General features: G+C 63.3%; 16 protein-coding genes. 13 read left to right on the plus strand and 3 right to left on the minus strand.

The window, feature by feature from the left end; genetic code table 11:
• Positions 1-34 precede the first annotated feature (34 nt).
• Together MB84_RS14695 and MB84_RS14700 are read right to left on the minus strand one after the other, a co-directional pair.
• Positions 35-1,954, minus strand: a complete 1,920-nt coding sequence (locus MB84_RS14695; RefSeq protein WP_046292322.1) for an MFS transporter — start codon at positions 1,952-1,954, stop codon at positions 35-37.
• Entirely contained in the window at positions 1,951-2,406 is a 456-nt protein-coding gene (locus tag MB84_RS14700; RefSeq protein WP_039397675.1) for a CBS domain-containing protein, read from the minus strand. Before MB84_RS14700 ends, MB84_RS14695 begins: the two co-directional genes overlap by 4 nt.
• 375 nt (positions 2,407-2,781) lie before the next feature.
• On the opposite strand from MB84_RS14700, the gene MB84_RS14705 reads away from it, so the two are divergent.
• The 3 genes from MB84_RS14705 to MB84_RS14715 all read left to right on the plus strand — a co-directional run bounded on the left by MB84_RS14705 (position 2,782) and on the right by MB84_RS14715 (position 5,343).
• Entirely contained in the window at positions 2,782-4,089 is a 1,308-nt protein-coding gene (locus tag MB84_RS14705) for an O-acetylhomoserine aminocarboxypropyltransferase (RefSeq protein ID WP_046292323.1), read from the plus strand.
• A complete protein-coding gene (locus MB84_RS14710) occupies positions 4,086-4,901 on the plus strand; it encodes an alpha/beta fold hydrolase (protein WP_046292324.1) in 816 nt (271 codons plus the stop codon). Before MB84_RS14705 ends, MB84_RS14710 begins: the two co-directional genes overlap by 4 nt.
• Positions 4,902-5,010: 109 nt before the next feature.
• Positions 5,011-5,343, plus strand: a complete 333-nt coding sequence (locus MB84_RS14715) for an Mpo1-like protein (protein WP_046292325.1) — start codon at positions 5,011-5,013, stop codon at positions 5,341-5,343.
• Here the strand turns inward: MB84_RS14715 and MB84_RS14720 are convergent.
• Positions 5,340-6,746, minus strand: a complete 1,407-nt coding sequence (locus MB84_RS14720; protein WP_245725375.1) for a YihY family inner membrane protein — start codon at positions 6,744-6,746, stop codon at positions 5,340-5,342. The genes MB84_RS14715 and MB84_RS14720 overlap by 4 nt on opposite strands.
• Before the next feature lie 302 nt (positions 6,747-7,048).
• Between MB84_RS14720 and wrbA the strand changes: the two genes are divergently transcribed.
• The 10 genes from wrbA to MB84_RS14770 all read left to right on the plus strand — a co-directional run bounded on the left by wrbA (position 7,049) and on the right by MB84_RS14770 (position 17,980).
• Entirely contained in the window at positions 7,049-7,636 is a 588-nt protein-coding gene (wrbA, locus tag MB84_RS14725; protein ID WP_039397667.1) for an NAD(P)H:quinone oxidoreductase, read from the plus strand.
• A 181-nt stretch (positions 7,637-7,817) separates the two neighbouring features.
• Positions 7,818-8,270, plus strand: a complete 453-nt coding sequence (locus tag MB84_RS14730; RefSeq protein ID WP_084009805.1) for a DUF2069 domain-containing protein — start codon at positions 7,818-7,820, stop codon at positions 8,268-8,270.
• Between the two features lie 75 nt (positions 8,271-8,345).
• Entirely contained in the window at positions 8,346-9,767 is a 1,422-nt protein-coding gene (locus MB84_RS14735) for an FAD-binding oxidoreductase (RefSeq protein WP_046292326.1), read from the plus strand.
• Positions 9,768-10,416: 649 nt separating this feature from the next.
• Positions 10,417-10,803 (plus strand): hypothetical protein, encoded by a 387-nt coding sequence (locus MB84_RS14740; protein ID WP_157122738.1) that lies wholly within the window; start codon positions 10,417-10,419, stop codon positions 10,801-10,803.
• A gap of 186 nt (positions 10,804-10,989) precedes the next feature.
• On the plus strand, positions 10,990-11,514 hold the full coding sequence (locus MB84_RS14745) for a MerR family transcriptional regulator (protein WP_046292328.1): 525 nt from the start codon (positions 10,990-10,992) through the stop codon (positions 11,512-11,514).
• Positions 11,515-11,532: 18 nt separating this feature from the next.
• On the plus strand, positions 11,533-13,137 hold the full coding sequence (locus MB84_RS14750; RefSeq protein WP_084009806.1) for an MFS transporter: 1,605 nt from the start codon (positions 11,533-11,535) through the stop codon (positions 13,135-13,137).
• 96 nt (positions 13,138-13,233) lie between these two features.
• Complete coding sequence (locus MB84_RS14755) at positions 13,234-14,085, plus strand: M90 family metallopeptidase (protein WP_046292330.1); 852 nt, start codon at positions 13,234-13,236, stop codon at positions 14,083-14,085.
• Positions 14,086-14,254: 169 nt separating this feature from the next.
• Positions 14,255-14,521, plus strand: coding sequence for a type B 50S ribosomal protein L31 (locus MB84_RS14760; RefSeq protein ID WP_046292331.1), 267 nt, complete (start codon positions 14,255-14,257; stop codon positions 14,519-14,521).
• 318 nt (positions 14,522-14,839) lie between these two features.
• On the plus strand, positions 14,840-16,570 hold the full coding sequence (locus MB84_RS14765; RefSeq protein ID WP_046292332.1) for an ArnT family glycosyltransferase: 1,731 nt from the start codon (positions 14,840-14,842) through the stop codon (positions 16,568-16,570).
• 30 nt (positions 16,571-16,600) lie between these two features.
• The gene (locus tag MB84_RS14770) at positions 16,601-17,980 is read left to right on the plus strand and encodes an MATE family efflux transporter (RefSeq protein ID WP_046292333.1); all 1,380 of its coding nucleotides are present in this window, start codon (positions 16,601-16,603) and stop codon (positions 17,978-17,980) included.
• The last annotated feature ends 138 nt before the right edge of the window (positions 17,981-18,118 follow it).

An 18,118-nucleotide genomic window follows, 5' to 3' on the forward strand; every position in this document is an offset into this window, starting at 1 on the left:
GGGGATCAGATTGGGGTGTGACGGGAATTGTCTATTATACCGGCCAGGGGCCGCGAAGCTTGAGTACCTTGTCGCGCAACGATTCGGGCGTCGCCTGCGCCGGCGCGACCGGCTCGCCGATCACCAGCTCCAGCCGGTTCAGAACACCTCGCTTGAACGGACGCGTCATCGCTGCCCCGCCGTGCCGCGAGAAGAAACTTCCCCACAGTCCGCGCAGCGCCATCGGCACCACCGGCACAGGCGAACGCTCGACGATGCGCTGCACGCCCTGCCGAAACACTTGCAGGTCGCCCGACGCCGTGAGCTTGCCCTCCGGGAAGATGCAAACCACATCCCCCGCGTCGAGCGCCTTGGCGATCCGCGCGTAGGCGTGCTCCAGACCTGCCGCGTCTTCGTGCGCCGGCGCAATCGGAATGGCGCCTACGGTTCGGAAGAACCACGACAGCACGGGAATTTTGAAAATCCGATGATCCATCACGAAACGCACCGGGCGACGGATCGACGCGCCGATCACCACGGCATCGGCAAAGCTCACGTGGTTGCACACCAGCACGCAAGGCCCCTCGTCCGGAATCTGATCCGCGCCTTTCACGTCAATCCGATAAATGGTGTGAAGCATTAACCACATCACGAAACGAATCAGGAACTCGGGGAGCAAAGAATAGAGATAGACGGCGACAAGCGCGTTGAGAATACCGGTAACGAGATACAACTGATCGATGGTCAGCCCGGCTTTGGTGAGCATCATGGCCATCAGCGCAGAGACGACCATGAACAGCGCGTTCAGAATATTGTTCGCCGCAATGATGCGCGCGCGATGCGACGGCGCGCTCCGGCTCTGAATCAGCGCATACAGCGGCACGCTGTAGAAGCCACCGAACATCGCCAGCAGGAACAGATCGACCAGGATGCGCCAATGCGCGGGTTGCGAAATGAACTGCCCGACCGTCTGCAACGCCCCGCCGGGCGCGCCGCCCCGGCTCGCAAAGTACAAATCGACAGCGAATACCGTCATGCCGATCGACCCGAACGGCACCAGCCCGATTTCCACCTTGCCACCCGAGAGCCGCTCACAAAGCAGCGACCCCATGCCAATGCCGATTGAGAACATCGCCAGCAGCAATGTCACGACGTCGGGGCTCGCCCCCAGCACGTCGCGAGAGAAATTGAAGAACGATGCAAGGAACGTGGCCCCAAGAAACCACAGCCACGAAATACCGAGCAAGCTCTGAAACACGGCGCGGTCCTTGCGCGCGATGCGCAGATTTCGCCACGTCTCAGTGAGCGGATTCCAGTTGATTCGCAGGTCCGGTTGTGCGGCAGGTGTTTGTGGTACCCAGGTGGAGACCAGCCGTCCCAGTAACGCCAGACCGATGCACACGCCGCCGATCCAGGGCAGTGCGCTTGCGCCCGCCCCCGCCAACTCGCCGCCGATAATCGTGCCGACGAGAATCGCCACGAACGTGCCCATTTCAACGAGTCCGTTGCCGCCGACCAGCTCATGATTGGCCAGATGCTGCGGGAGATATGCGTACTTCACCGGCCCGAACAGTGTCGAGTGCAAGCCCATCAGGAACGTGCAGACGTACAGCAACGGCGCGCTCGTCCAGACGAACCCGGCAGCGCCCACGACCATGATGGCAATCTCCAGCGTCTTGACGAAGCGGATTAGCCGGGCCTTGTCCCACTTGTCGGCAATCTGCCCGCTGGTCGCGGAGAACAGGAGAAACGGTGCGATGAAAATGGCAGAGATCAGGAACGCCGCGGTCTTGCCATCGACGTCCTGAAAAAGCGATGCGTGATACGTGACGAGCGACGTGAACGCGATCTTGAACACGTTGTCGTTCATCGCGCCGAGGAACTGCGTCCAGAAGAACGGCGCGAAACGGCGTTCCTTCAGGAGTCGTGATTGGTGGCCGTCGCCGCGAGCCTCGCGCTGACTGGCCTCACTCACTTTGCGTTTTCCGCTTCCTCGGCCGGCCAGTCGCGAATATAGGCCTTGAGCATACGGTTCTCGAAGGATTGCTCCTCGACGACCGCGCGGGCCACGTCGTAGAAGGAAATGACGCCCATAAGCGTGCGGCTTTCCATGACCGGCAGATAGCGCGCATGGCGCTCGAGCATCATGCGACGCACTTCATTGACGTCCGTCTCGGGCGTACAGGTCAGCGGATGGTCGTCCATGATTTTGCGAATCGTGGAGCCGCCGACCGTGCCACCGTTCTTGCTGATCGTGTTGATGATCTCGCGGAACGTGAGCATGCCCACGAGATCGCCGTACTCCATCACGACGAGCGAACCGATGTCATGCTCCGCCATCGTGTCGACGGCATCCGCCAACGACGTCTCCGGGGTCACGGTGAAAAGGGTGTTGCCCTTTACTTTCAGGATGTCAGACACACGCATGGCGCACACTCCTCATTGTGTTGCTCCGGCAATCGTGGCAGAACGCTGCCGCCGACGTTGCCGGACTCGACTTGCGAGACGGATGGCCGGCGCGTACGCCCGCTGTCCCCGTGTCAAATAGTGATTGGAACCTGTTCGATGGATGCTATCGGAAAGCGCCCCAAAAGGAAAGGCGCAGAACGCCGACATGGCCGTACCACGCGGGTTTTCAGCCGATGCCGCATCCCCTCTCGGACAACACCTTACCCCCGACATAAGACAACACCGCAATTTCCCTGATCACCCCCGTAATGCCTGCCGGGGCGCACGAAGGTGGTGCTAGGATTGCCGCATACGTAAAGTTCACGTCACACCACCTGCGAGGCCATCCACGACATGTCAGTCCCGCACTTCGATACGCTTGCCCTGCACGCCGGTGCGGCCCCCGACCCCACCACGGGAGCGCGTGCCACACCGATCTACCAGACCACGTCCTTTGTGTTCTCCGATGCCGATCAGGCTGCCGCGCTGTTCAATACGGAGCGCGCCGGGCATGTGTATTCCCGGATTTCCAATCCGACCAATGCGGTCTTCGAAGAACGCATGGCAGCGCTGGAGAACGGCGTCGGCGCGATCGCCACGGCGAGCGGACAAGCCGCGCTGCATCTGGCCATCGCGACACTCATGGGGGCGGGTTCGCATATCGTGGCGTCAAGTGCGCTCTACGGCGGTTCGCACAATCTGCTGCATTACACGTTGCGCCGGTTCGGCATCGAAACGACGTTCGTTCGCCCCGGAGATCTGGCGGGCTGGCGGGCGGCCGTTCGCCCCAAGACGCGCCTGTTTTTCGGTGAGACGCTCGGGAATCCCGGCCTCGACGTGCTCGACATCGCGCAGGTCGCGGGCATCGCGCACGACGCGGACGTGCCCCTGCTCGTTGACAGCACGTTCACGACGCCGTGGCTCATCCAGCCCTTCGAACACGGTGCGGACCTCGTTTATCACTCGGCAACGAAGTTCCTCGGCGGCCATGGCACGACCATCGGCGGCGTGCTGATCGACGGCGGCACGTTCGATTTCGAGAAAAGCGGCAAATTTCCCGAGCTGACCGAGCCCTATGACGGCTTCCACGGCATGGTCTTCGCGGAGGAAAGCTCGGTCGCGCCATTCCTGTTGCGCGCACGACGCGAAGGGTTGCGCGATTTCGGCGCTTGCCTTCACCCACAGGCCGCCTGGCAACTGCTTCAGGGAATCGAAACGCTTCCGTTGCGCATGGCGCGCCACGTCGAGAATGCGCGTAAGGTGGTCGAATTCCTCGCGGGTCACGATGCAGTCGAGAGCGTCGCCTACCCCGAGTTGCCATCCCACCCCGATTACGCACTGGCGAAACGTTTACTCCCGCGCGGTGCTGGGGCCGTGTTCAGTTTCAACCTGAAAGGAGACCGCGAAGCGGGTCGGCGATTCATTGAGGCATTGCAGTTGTTCTCGCATCTCGCGAATGTGGGCGACGCGCGCTCGCTGGTGATTCATCCCGCGTCCACCACGCACTTTCGCATGGACGCCGCCGCGCTCGGCGCGGCGGGTATCGGGGAAGGCACGGTACGCCTGTCCATCGGCCTGGAAGACGCCGACGACTTGATTCAGGACCTCAAGCGCGGCCTCAAAGCGGCGGTGAAATCGTCTTCGAAGGGGCAGGCACGATGAATTTCGACATTGCCGACAATAACGTCTACGCCTACACCGCGGGCAAGCCGATCCAACCGACGCAGCCGACCGTCGTCTTCCTGCATGGCGCACAGCACGATCACAGTGTCTGGGGACTGCAGAGTCGATATCTGGCGCACCACGGGAGGAATGTGCTTGCGCTCGATCTGCCGGGGCATCATCGCAGCACCGGAACACCGTTAAAGACCATCGGCGAGATGGCGGATTGCGTGATCGCAGTGCTCGACGCGGCGTGTGTCGAGCGCGCAACATGGGTGGGCCACAGCATGGGGTCGCTGATCGCATTGGACGCGGCGGCACGCCATCCGGCACGCGTCTCGCGCATCGCACTGGTGGGCACGGCCTATCCGATGAAGGTCGCCGATACGTTGCTGAGCGCCGCCGCCGAACGGGAGCCCGAGGCCATCGCACTGGTCAATGCCTGGTCGCATAGCACGCTCGCGGCCAAACCGTCCGCGCCGGGCCCCGGGTTCTGGACATGGGGCGGCAACCAGCGATTGATGGAACGTGTCGCTCAACGGAATACGGCCAAAGTGTTTCTCACGGATTTCGAGGCTTGCAACGGCTACGATCAGGGCATGGACGCCGCCATGCAGATCAAGTGTCCGGTGCTTGCCGTGCTGGGACAGCGCGACCAGATGACCCCGCCGCGCGCCGCGCGCGCCCTGCTCGATGCATTGCGCGACAACGGCGCGCCGGTCACGGTGGAACTCGTCAACGCTGGCCACGCCATCATGACGGAACAGCCGGATGCGCTGCTCGATGCGCTCAAGCGATTCTTGCGAGACTGACCCGGTCAGGACGCGGGCTTGCAGCTTCGACACGGCACGATAGGGACGTGTGACGGGGATGTAAGAAGCGAAGGCGTCACTTTCGCCAACCAGGACAAGGAGACTTGCCATGACCGAGGGCCATGACCCCGCGCCGGCATCACGAACGTTCGACCGGTTCGCGGACTTTTACCCGTTCTATCTCGGCGAACACAGGAATGCCACTTGCCGCCGCCTGCACTTCGTCGGCTCGTGGGGTGTGATCGCTTTTTTGGTGTCGTTCGCTGCGACGGGCAATGCGTGGTGGCTGCTCGCAGCAGTCGTCTGTGGTTATGCGTTCGCGTGGGTCGGGCATTTCTTCTTCGAGAAGAACCGGCCCGCCACGTTTCGGCATCCCGTCTACAGCCTGATGGGCGATTGGGTGATGTTTCGCGACATCTGCGTCGGTCGCATCGAGCTTTAGCGCTTGCCCGGCGCGGGACGCCAGCGCCGCACACCCTGCGTCGAAGGCGTGTCGCCCCCCCGGCGGGTGTCGGCCCTGGCGTCGCCCTCGTCCGAGACGTCCGAGACGTCCGAGACGTCCGATACGTCCGATACGTCCTGTACATCCGACGCGTCCGCACCGGGTGACGATGGATCGCGCGGCAGCGCGTCGGCGAGCGGCACGTCCCACTTCCCTTCGCGCAGGATATCGGCCACGTGCGCGCCGTCCAGCGCATGACGCTCCATCTGCCGGGCCAGTTCGTCGACGTTGAGCGCCAGTTGGGCAACGAGCGGCGACAAGGTCGTCGTCCGTGGGTTCGCGAGCAGCAGCCAGCGCTCGGCGGGCGGTTGCATGGTCATGCGTCCGACCCAACCCATGCGTTCGAGGCGGCACAGCAGCTCGTTGGCGTGTTCGAGACTCGTGCGCATGGTGCGCGCCAGTTGCTGCGTCGTGTACCCCCCGCCACCGGCTTCGCGATCCTGATTGAGCAGATGGATGAGTGTCAGGCCGTCGAGCAAATCGCTGCCGGGAAAGCGCGGATACTGAAAATGTCCAAGGCGCAACGCGGGGAGGACCGACGTAATCGTCGCGCCGACCAGTGCGACGAGCCACGACAGGTAGATCCAGAGCAGGAAGATCGGCACGGCCGCGAAGGCCCCGTACACCGCCGTGTAGGACGGGAACTGACGGATGTACATGCCGAAGCCGCGCTTGGTCAGATCGAACGCCAGCGCCGCCACCACGCCGCCCACCAGTGCGTCGCGCCAGTCGACCTTGCAGTTCGGCATGTAGACGTACATCAGCATGAACGCCACGCTCGTGAGTGCCAGCGGAATCAGACTGAGCAGCGACGCCACGGCAGGTGGCAAGGTGCTCACCAGCGACATCGATTGCGTGAAGACGTAGGAACTGATCGACAGACTCACACCGAACAGCAGCGGCCCGAGCGTCAGCAGGCTCCAGTAAATGAGCAGACGCTGGGCCAATGGACGCGGGCGCGGCACGCGCCAGATGACGTTGAACGCCGACTCGATCGTCATCAAGGTCAGCACAGAAGTTACGAGCAAACCGATCAGACCGAACGCCGTCAGGCTCGTCGCTTTCGAGGCGAACTGATTGAGGTAATTGAATATCTGCGCGTTGACGCTCTCGGGCATCAGGTGTTCGAGCAGAAAGCCCTGGAGCGCGTCGCGAAACGAGTTGAAAATCGGGAAGGCCGTGAACAAGGCGAATGTCACGGCGAACAAGGGAACGATCGACAGAATCGAGGTGAACGTCAGACTGCCCGCCACTTGGGGAATCCGGTCGTCCTGTACCCGCGCAAGCGCGTACCTCAGCAGTTGGCGAACGTTATTCCAGTTGATGCGGGACAGTTTGAACAAATCGGGCTCCTTACCAGACACTACGCAGACACTGCGCAAGCACTTCTCAGACGCAACAGCGATAAAACTCAGGCATGACAACGTGACAAAAATCTGGCGACGGCGGCACGTTGAACGCCATTCGCGGCGCCCGCACCACCATGTGATCACGCTACCGGGAACGCCCTATAATACCCGCACTTTTCGCAGGCTTTTCACTCAGGACGCGAGGCTTTGGCAGCGGTGCCAGCTTGCGCTGAAAAATGGAAGGCCCACGATACCGGTCATCCGGCTCGCATTCGATTCTTCGCTCACTTGCATCAATGACTGAAATCCTCGTCTTGTACTACAGTCGTCACGGCACGACCGCACAACTCGCCCAATGCATTGCTGCCGGAATCGACAGCGTACCCGGCGCGCAGGCCCGAGTGCGCACTGTGCCCGCCGTGTCGACGGTATGTGAAGCCAGCGCACCGGACATCCCGGACAGCGGCCCGCCGTACGTCGAATTGCGCGATCTGGAGGAGTGCGCGGGTCTCGCGCTCGGTTCGCCGACCCGCTTCGGTAATATGGCCGCCGCGCTGAAGTACTTTCTCGACGGCACCACGCCCCAGTGGTTGTCCGGCGCGCTCGCTGGCAAACCCGCGTGCGTGTTCACGTCCAGCGCCAGCCTCCACGGCGGACAGGAAAGCACGTTGTTGTCAATGATGATTCCGTTGCTGCATCACGGCATGCTGCTCATGGGGCTCCCGTACACCGAACCTGCGCTCTCGAGCACGCGCACTGGCGGTTCACCCTACGGCGCGACGCACTTCGCGCACGACGGCAACCCGCTCTCGGCAGACGAACGTCAGTTGGCCTCGGCACTCGGAGCAAGACTCGCACGCGCCGCGTGCAAGCTGGCAGAATGAACGTCTGCGCCGGATCCCGCGTCGACCGGCATTGCGCGTCGCGTCGAAGCGCCGCGAGCCGCACGCCGGTGACGCGTGCATTCGAATCGCTGCAATCCGTGGTGTACAGCACATGCGGGAACCTCCCCCCCCCGTCGTTGCCCGCCACGTCCCGCAGTAGTACTGGCCACGAGACAAGCCCATGACTGCCACACCGCCCGACCGTCAGCCCGACTTCCCGCGTGACAATGCCCCGCATGGCGATGTCCGTCCGGCACCCACGCCGGGTGACGCTCAGGCATTGCGGCGGGTGAGCATAGCCAGCTTGCTGGCACTGATCGCGTTGTCGGTGGCGTGGGAGTTGTGGCTGGCGCCGCTGCGTCCGGGCGGTTCGTGGCTGGTGCTCAAGGCGTTGCTCTTGCTCCTGCCGCTGCGTGGCGTATTGCGCGGCAATTTGTATACGCTTCAGTGGTCGAGCATGTTCATTCTGCTCTTCCTCGCAGAAGGCGTGGTGCGTGGCATGAGCGATACAGGCCCGTCTGCCACGCTTGCCTGGATCGAGACAGCGCTGTCGCTGGTCTTTTTCTTCGCGACCGTCTTTTATCTGCGGCCCTTCAAGCGCGCTGCGAAAGCCCGGGCGGCAGCGGCGCGCTAGCGCGCTCCAATTCCCCTTCAGGCGACGCCCTCCCTGCATTCCAGCCTTCGCCCCGCCCTCGCCCCGCCCTGCCCCATGAATCAAGCCCAATTCCTCACTGCCTGCCGCGACCTGCTCGGTCGCGATCACGTGCTGACCGAGCGCGCCGACACCGATGCTTACCTCACCGACCAGCGCAAACGGTACGTTGGCAATGCGCTTGCCGTCCTACGCCCCGCCGACGCCGCCCAGACCGCCGCGCTCGTGCGCCTGTGCGTCGCCCACGGCGTGCCGATGGTGCCGCAAGGGGGAAACACCGGCTTGGCCGGTGGCGCAACACCCGACGTCAGCGGGCATCAGGTCGTGATCAGTCTGCGACGCCTCGATCGCATCCGTCAGGTGGACGCCGATAACCTGACGCTCACCGCCGAAGCCGGGTGCCTCCTCGCGAATGTGCAGGCCGCTGCGGCCGCAGTCGAGCGCCTGTTTCCGCTGAGCCTTGCGGCCGAAGGCAGTTGCACCATCGGCGGCAATCTGGCGACGAACGCGGGCGGCACGGCGGTGCTGCGGTACGGCAACGCGCGCGAACTGTGTCTGGGTCTGGAAGTCGTCACGCCGCAGGGCGAGTTGTGGGACGGTCTGCGCGGTCTGCGCAAGGACAACACCGGATACGATCTGCGCGATGTGTTCATCGGCGCGGAAGGCACGCTCGGCCTGATCACGGCGGCCACGCTCAAGCTCTTCGCGCAACCCGCCGCGCGCATGACGGCGCTCGCCGCACTCGACAGCCCGGCCGACGCGCTCGCTCTGCTGACCCTTGCGCAGCGCATGGCCGGGCCGTTGCTCACGGGCTTCGAACTCATGTCCGATTTCTGTCTGCAACTCGTCGCTCAGGTCTTCACGTCGCAACGCTATCCGTTCTCGCAGCCCTACGCGCAGTCGGTACTGCTCGAACTGTCCGACAACGAGAGCGAGGCGCACGCGCGCGACCTGCTGGAACGGGCACTGAATACCGCCATCGAGCGGGGCATCGTGCGCGACGCCATCGTCGCCAGCAGCCTCGCTCAGTCGAATGCGCTCTGGCATCTGCGCGAGAGCATTCCGTTGGCGCAATCGGCGACAGGCCTCAACATCAAGCACGACATCGCTGTGCCCGTCTCACAAGTGCCAGCGTTCATCGCAGCAACCGATCCCATCGTGCAGCGCATTGCGCCAGGTGCGCGGATGGTGACGTTCGGCCATCTCGGCGACGGAAATCTGCACTACAACGTGATGGCGCCCGACGGCATCGACCCGGCCGCTTTCCTCAAGCAGTATCAGACGCCTGTCACCGCCGCCGTCCATGACAGCGTGCATGCGCATCGCGGCACGATCAGCGCCGAGCATGGCCTCGGGCAGTTCAAGCGCGACGCGGCCGCTCATTACAAATCGCCCGTGGAAATCGCGCTGATGCGCGCGCTCAAGTCGGCGTTCGATCCGCTCGGGCTGATGAACCCCGGCAAAGTGCTGCCCGACTGAGCCGATCGGGCCATCGCGACAGGCAATCGACGCAACCAAACGCAATCAACGGCCACGCATTAAAAAATCGCCATTTTTTGAAGAAATGTCGACAGTTTCGCGACAAAACGCCGCGAAATCCCGCCATTTTCTTTACAGACGCGCGCCAAATCCCTAGAATGGACGCTTTCCAATTACGACGGAGTTTTCCGTGGGCAGTTGCTCTAGTAGCACGCAAGCGTCGGCAATGACCGGCGAGGCGTTGGCCCGGTAACCCGCAGTCGTCCCCGACTGCCGCTGCCGGACTCAATGCCGCAGCGGTAGTGCATCGATCGCACCGAATCACGATGACGTCAGCGTCAACCGAGACTTCGGCAAGCGATTCAGATTTCCCGCACCTGTCACCGCAGTTCAGCGTTTGTTCGACGGATGACGTCGCGTCATCCGGAACAAGGCACGCTTCTTAGCGCCACGCCGCGGCCGACATGACATCGTCGGTCACCCGAGGCGCGATCAAGCCTGCCGACGCTTGCGTCGAATTCATGCATCGCGTGACGTTATACATACGCCTCTCGCGCCATCGGTGGCGCGCAAGCGTCCGTCGAGCGCACACGACGCATCGCCAAGCCCCGGCATCCGCCGTCTCAGGCCCTTGAATCAGGAGGACACCATGACGCTGCAAATGCTTATCCCGTCGCTGTTCGATCGTGCTCGCAGTCGCCTCGCACCGGCGTCGGCCACATCGAACGCCACGCCAGCGCCCCATGCCACCGCGTCGCATGCGTCGCCCCAGTACCGCCTCGTCGTGCTGACGCTGGCGTCTCGGGCGGACAGCATCGACACCACGGTGCGCAACGCCCTTCGCTCGCAGCGGATTTCACCGGAAGCGGCGACCCGCACCGACCGCTCGGGCGGCTACCTGCTGGAGCTCGACTATGTGTTGCGCTGCGACCGCAGTGGTCGCGCCGCGCTCGTCCATCTTGTCTCGACGCTCGGCGACACCGCCGGCGTCCGCGCAATTCGCTGGGAAACGGCGCCGAATCTGACCGGGCGCTAGTTTTTTCCCTCTCCCTCTACTCTCCTCCCGTCGGTCCGGCGAGCCGCAACGTTTCAGACGTCCACGCTCCCCGGACCGATTGCCATTTCCGCTCAGACGCCGTCAATGACGCGCCACACCCAAACCTGTACGTTCACGTATAGGTTGTGCTAAGATCCCGTCTATCATTCGATCGGAGGCACGTTCATGCCCGCAGATCTCTCATCGACAGCCCCCGGTGGCGCCACGGCGGACGATGCCTCGCTGCTGACCGTCGGTCAGGCGGCGGCCGCGCTCGGCGTCACGGCGCGCACCTTGAAGTATTACGAGGAACTGAACCTCGTCGTCCCCGCCCGTAGCGGCGGACGCTACCGCATGTACACGCCCGCCGATCTCGAAACGTTCGGCCGCATCCTGCGCATGCGCTCGCTCGGCTTCTCGATTGCCGCGATCACCGAAATGCTCAAGCGGCCGCGTCGCATGGTCGAAGCGGGCAAATCGCGCATGAACGAGGAAGATCTGCAGGTCGTGCGGGACGCACTCACCTCGCAACTCGACACGCTGCGCGAGCGCACCGCGCAGGTGCGTCGCGAATTGCGCGATGCCGAGACGCTGGAAGCCCAGATCCGCCACGACCTTCGCTACATCGAACAACGCCTTCAGGGCGTACCGGCCGACGACTTGCTGGCCGAGCGCGCCGCCAAAGTGCGCAAAACGTCCTCGTCGCACTGAGTCCCGACAAGGCCTATCATGCCTCCCGCCGTGCCGCCGACCTCGTCTACCGCACCACCAAGCCCTCCGCCTGCGGGCAACACTGGTGGCGCGGACCCGCTGCGTCCCATGCGCGTCGAGGCCTATCGTTACGCCCTCGGCCTGATCCCCGGACTGGAGTTCTTCGAGAACGCGCTCCTCGTGTATTTCGCCGTGTATGTTTCCGGCGGCGTCGATGCGTCTCCCAAAGAATTCGTATGGATGACGACGGCGTATGGCATCGCCTCCGTACTCGCCATTCTCAAGCAACAGTGGTTCGTCGAGCGCATCGGCTACCGCCGTTATCTGACGGGCTCGCTGCTGCTTTACGCTTGCGGCGCCGTGCTGGCGGGCACCAGCGAAGGCGTGACGCAACTCGTGATCGCACGCGCGTGTCAGGGCTTTTGCGCCGGCAGCTGGATGAGCTCATGCCGGATCCTCGCGCAAGTGAGCGTGCCCGCCGAGCGTCGCGGCAAAACGGTCCGGACCTTTGCCTTGCTGCTGTTCACCGGCTCGGCGGCGGCGCCGCTCATCGGCGGCCTGCTGGTCTCCGAATACACCTGGCGCACGCTCTTCCTGTGCACCGCACCGCCGGCCGTACTGCTCGCCGGTCTTGCATGGTTCGCCATCCCGGACGTCGGCCGCCTGCGCGACCGCGCGAGTGGCGGCAGCTATCCGTTCGCACCGTTCATGGCCTTTGCCCTCGCGATGGGCGCATTTCAGGTCGTGCTTCAGGAGATGCGTTACACACTGTGGCTGCAAACGCCCCTGTTGCCGTTGCTCACCGTCGTGGGCGTGGGCGCGCTGGTGTGGTTCGGCTATCACCAATGGCAACATCCTGCGCCGTTCATCCGTTTGCAGCCGTTACGTCGACGCGAGTTCCAGGTCGGACTCCTGCTCTACGCGGCTTACTACTATCTGGCGAACACGCAAAGCTATCTGATGCCTCGGTTGCTGGAGCAGGGGTTCGGCTTCACGGTCGAGCGCACAGGGCAACTGCTCGGCTACTCCGCGCTACTCACCGTCATCCTGCTGCTCGCCTATTTCCGTGTAGCGAAGTTCATCGCGAACAAGAAGCTGCTGATCGTGAGCGGTTTTCTGATGACGATCGCGACCAGCATGTGGCTCGGCGCCATGCCACCGGACGCAGGACAGTCGCAGCTCTACGGCGTGCTCGCACTCAAGGCCGTGTTCGGCATCTTCACCGTGCTGCCGGTGGCAAACCTCACATTCCGCACCTTCGATCACGAGAGCTTCGTGCACGGATATCGCCTCAAGAACATTCTCCGTCAGCTCTCCGGCTCGTTCGCCGTCTCCACCATCGTCGCGTTCGAGCAGCATCGGGAAGCCCTGCATCGCACCCGGCTCACAGAAGTGGCCAATCCCTACAATCCGATCTTTACGCAGACCCTGGAATCGCTCGCGAATGCGCTCACGCATGCGGGCGTTGCCGCTTCGCAGGCACAAGGTGCGGCACTCGCACAGATCGCCCGGATGATCGAGCGGCAGGCGTCGTTTCTCTCGTTCATCGACGGCTTTCACTTCATTGCCATCGTGGCATTGTGCGGTGCGATTTTTGCGGCAATTCAGAAGCAGCTAAATTAGAATCGTTGCGTCATTGTTCTTCGCGCGGCTGCGTCGCCCACTGCGATCCATGGTACGAAACGGTCGCAGCGGCACCCCCGCCCGCCGACGCCCGTCATGCTCAAGACCCTGTTTGCCCGCCTGGGACTTTCCCAACAGACCACCTCCATTGAAGACGACGTCTGGCACGAGGTCGTCAGCGCCTTGCCGTTCCTTTCCCGACGCAGCGCCGCCGATCTGGAAAAACTGCGCGCACGGGCGGCCGACTTTCTGGCCAGCAAGCATTTCTCGACGGCACACGACCTGCCGCTGACGCAGGCCATGTGCGTCTCGGTCGCCGCGCAGGCTTGTCTTCCGATCCTGCATCTGCCGCCGGCGCTGTATCGCGGATGGACCGGCATCGTGCTTTACCCCGGCGAATTCCTGATTCGCAAGACGGTTCAGGATGAAGCGGGCGTCGTGCACGACGTCGAACAGGAAGCCAGCGGCGAAGCATGGGAAGGTGGCCCGGTGGTGCTGTCGTGGCAGGACGTTCAGGCAAGCGACGTGCTGGCGTACAACGTCGTGATTCACGAGTTCGTCCACAAGATCGATATGGAAGGCGGGGAAGCGGACGGCGTGCCGCCCATGCTGCGCCGCCTTCATGGCGACCTGACCTCCGAGACATGGTGCGATGTGTTCGACCCGGCGTACGAGGCGTTCTGCCACCACGTGGCGAACGTGCCCGACGCGCAATGGGACGCCTTCGCCTCGACGTCCTTGCTCGATCCTTACGCGACGGAACACGAGTCGGAGTTCTTCGCCGTCTGCGCAGAGGCGTTCTTCGTCGCCCCCGAGGCTTTCCAGCGCGAGTACCCAGCCCTGTACATGCTCTTTTCGCGCTATTTCCTGCAAGATCCCGCCGCCCAGACGGCATCTGCGCCGGACGCCGCCGTCACCACACCGGAGGCACCCGCCGCAACCCTATGAAAACTTTGCGAAAGTTGTTGTTTTCATGGCATAATGCGCGTTTTCCAAATCCGGAAAGTGGTTGGCGCGTTTCCCGTCTTCGAGACCCCTTAAGGTTTAAACGACGGCGATAGCGTTAGCGGGCAAGGGGCTCGCGCAGACTGGCTACCGACTTAACTCAAGGTGCACCATGAAAGAAGGCATTCACCCGAATTACCGCGAAGTCCTGTTCCGCGACATGACGCCGGGCGTCGACTTCCAGTTCGTCTCGCGTTCGACGATCAACACGAAGGAAACGGCCGAGTTCGAAGGCAAAGAGTACCCGCTCGTGAAGCTGGATACGTCGTCGGCATCGCACAACTTCTACACCAACGAAACGCGCATCATGGATACTGAAGGTCGCGTGGACAAGTTCCGCAAGAAGTTCGGTGCTCGTGCCAGCGGCAAGGCAGCGTAAGTTTTACCGGCAACGCGCCGTACAACGCGATGCGGGACCGGACAGACGTTTGCCGGTCAGCGCATCTGGGACAAGCTCCCGACGTTGTGAAAAGCATTGGAAAGGGGCAGCTCAGGCTGCCCTTTTTTCTTTGGTCTGCGCTGCGCCAAGCCTTCAGTTACTGTCATACTGTCGGCTTTTCAGGGTGCCGCACGTTTCCCTTAGGCCTGCCCTGAGCGTTAGTCGCGGTTTCACCCCGAGCTTCGCCCCCGAGCCAGTTCCGGCTCAGCCCCTCTGTCTTTCCGATCCGGCTGCCCCGCCGATCCTGTCGTATCGCCTATGAAACGAGTTCGCATCACCGCCTCCGCCACCAGCGCGCTACCGCGTTCGCTGTTAATCGCCATTTGCGTCATCTATGTGCTGGCAGGGTTGTTCGGTCGCGATCCGTGGAAAAACGAAGACGCTGCCGGATTCGGCATCATGTGGACGATGGCGCACGGTCATCTGTCCGACTGGTTGTTGCCGAACATCGCAGGCAAACCGATTTACGACAACGGCCCGCTCGTCTCGTGGCTCGGCGCACTGTCCATCCGCGCCTTCTCGTGGCTCGATGCACCCGACGCCGCCCGCATCGTCACGGGCCTTTGCTTCTACATCACCTGCACGTTCATCTGGTACGGCACCTATCTGCTTGGCCGCCGCCCGGAAGTGCAACCGTTCAAATACGCTTTCGGCGGTGAACCGGAACCGCGCGACTACGGACGCACGCTCGCGGATGGCGCGTTGCTGATTCTGCTGGCGTGCTTCGGCCTGGCCGAACGCGGTCACGAAACGACCGCCACCGTGGGGCAGCTCACGCTGATCTCGATGGCGATCTACGGCCTCGTGCGCAGTCTGGACAAACCGCGTCAGGGTGCCGTGAGGTTCGGTCTGGCACTTGGCGGGATGGCGCTGGCGTCGTCCCCATTGATGACACTCTCGCTGTGGCTCGCGGGCATGATCGCGGCAGTCGTGTGCCGCGCGCTTCCGCTGCGCATGCTGTTGCTCGTCTCCACCCCGATCACGCTGCTCATCGCCTGCACCTGGCCCCTCGCAGCGCTGAAATTCGCCGACGGTGCACGCCGCTGGCTCGGCGAGTGGGCCGATATCGGGATGGACGCCTTCAGTGGTCCCACGATCGCCTCGCTGAGCTACATCGCCAAGAACCTGGCGCTGTTTGCGTGGCCTGCCTGGCCGCTCGCTGCATGGTCGCTGTACTCCTGGCGCGGCATGCGACGCGCCCCGCACATTGCGATCTCTCTTATCTTCGCCATCACGATCCTGGTGCTGATCGTGCTGCAAGCGCATCAGGGCAATCAGCTCTTCATGCTGGCCCTGCCTGCACTCTCGATCATCGCCGCCTTCGGTCTGCCGACGCTCAAGCGCGGCACCGTCAACGCCATCGACTGGTTCGCCGTGCTGTCGTTTACCGTGCTGGCCGGCTTCGTGTGGATCGTCTGGCTTGCAGGCATTACCGGCTTCCCGGCATCGACGGCACGCAACCTGCGGCGCCTGGTGCCCGGTTTCAATCCGGAGTTCAGCTGGATCACGCTGATCAGTGCGCTGATCGTCACGGGCGCCTGGGTGGCGCTGGTGGCATGGCGCGTGTCGCGCAGCCCGAAGGTGCTGTGGCGCAGCGTGGTGCTGTCCTCCGGCGGCACGACACTGATGTGGGTGTTGCTCATGACGCTCTGGCTGCCGGTCGTCAATTACGGCAGAACGTATCGCGACGTGGCAGCGCAGATTGCGTCCCATCTCCCAGCGGACTACACGTGCATTCGCACGGCACGGGTGGGCGATGCCCAGCTCGCGTCGTTCGCCTACTTCGGCAAGATGCGCTTCGGTTCGGCCGACGACGATTGCGACGTGCTGCTGCGTCAAGACTCCCAGGACTACAGCGAACCGCTCTCGCTCGCGCCCTACGAGTGGCGTCAACTGTGGGAAGGCCGTCGCGCAGCCGACCGTGACGAACGCTTCCGTCTTTACGTCCTGCAAGAGCGCCCGTGGCGTCGCGCGGCGCGTCCGCGCTAATCGTCCGACACGTCCGAGACGCCCGACACCATGTGGCACGACATCAAACGCATTGCCGCGCTGGCATGGCCGGTGCTGATCGGCCAGTTGGCGGTCATCGCCTTCGGGGTGATGGACACCGCCATGGTCGGCCGCGCCTCCGCCTTCGACCTCGCGTCGCTGGCGCTCGGTGGCTCGATCTACATCACCGTGTACGTCGGCCTGATGGGCATTCTCGTCGCCCTCTCGCCCATCGCCGCACAGCTTTACGGCGCGGGTGAGCGCATCGCCATCGGCGAGGAAGTGCGTCAGACGTTCTGGCTCGCCCTGTTCCTCGCGGTGCCCGGCTTCCTCGTCCTGTCGCATCCGCAATTCATCCTGCGACTCTCCGAAGCGACGCCTGAACTCGAAGCCCGTGCGACCGCCTATTTGCATATCCTCGCGTACGGCTTGCCTGCCGCCATGCTGTTCCGCGTGTACTCGTCGCTCTCGACGGCCGTGGCGCAACCGCGCATCGTCATGATGATTCAGGTGACGGGGCTGGTGCTGAAGGTACCGCTCAACCTCGCGCTGATCTATGGCGTGGATCGACTGGGTATCCCGGCGCTGGGCAGTACCGGGTGCGCCATCGCCACGACCGCTATCAACTGGGTCTCCTGCGGTCTCGGGCTGCTGCTGATGGCGCGGCATCCGAAGCTGCGCGAATTCGGCGTCTTCACGAAGTTCTGCTGGCCACAGTGGCAAGCGATTCGCGCACTGCTCAAACTCGGCGTGCCGATGGGTTTGAGTTACCTGATCGAAGTCACGGCGTATTCGTTCATGGCGATCTTCATTGCCCGACTGGGGGACGTGACGCTTGCCGGCCATCAGATCGCCGCGAACCTCGGTGCGCTCATGTACATGCTGCCGATGTCGATCGGCATCGCAACCGCAACGCTCACCGCGCAGGCGATCGGTTCGCGCGACTACCAGGCGGCGCAACGGGTCGGACGGCGTGGCGTCGAGCTGGCCGGGACGTTGGGATTGCTCGTGGCCCTGCTGATGTGGCTCGGCCGCCCGCTGGTCCTTGCCGCCTACACATCGGACCCGCTGGTCGCCGCCGTGACCGCGCCGCTGCTGACCATCGTCGCTGTCTATCACGTCTTCGACGCCCTTCAGGTGAACGCCGTCTTCGTCTTGCGTGCATGGAAAGTCGCGGTCGTACCGACCGTCATCTACGCCCTGTCGCTATGGGGCGTGGGCTTGGGCGGCGGATACGTGCTCGGCTTCGACGTCGGCGGCCTCTCGCCCGCCTGGCTTCACGGGGCTACCGGCTTCTGGGCCGCCAACAGCGCAAGCGTTGCGGTCGCCGCTATCGGATTGCTGATGTATCTGCGTTGGGTCGTGCATGTCAAAGGCATGGCGACGTCCGCGACAAACGCGCAGGCCTGAGCGAGACACATCCGTCGGCTATCGGCCACTTTGCTCGTTCGGTGAGACGGCCGAGCGAGATGACGACGGGCATAGTTCGAACCAAGTTGTACGATAACAAAAACGCGACGCACTCACGTCGTGTCCTTCCCGGGTCCA

Source organism: Pandoraea oxalativorans (genome assembly GCF_000972785.3).
Classification (GTDB): domain Bacteria; phylum Pseudomonadota; class Gammaproteobacteria; order Burkholderiales; family Burkholderiaceae; genus Pandoraea; species Pandoraea oxalativorans.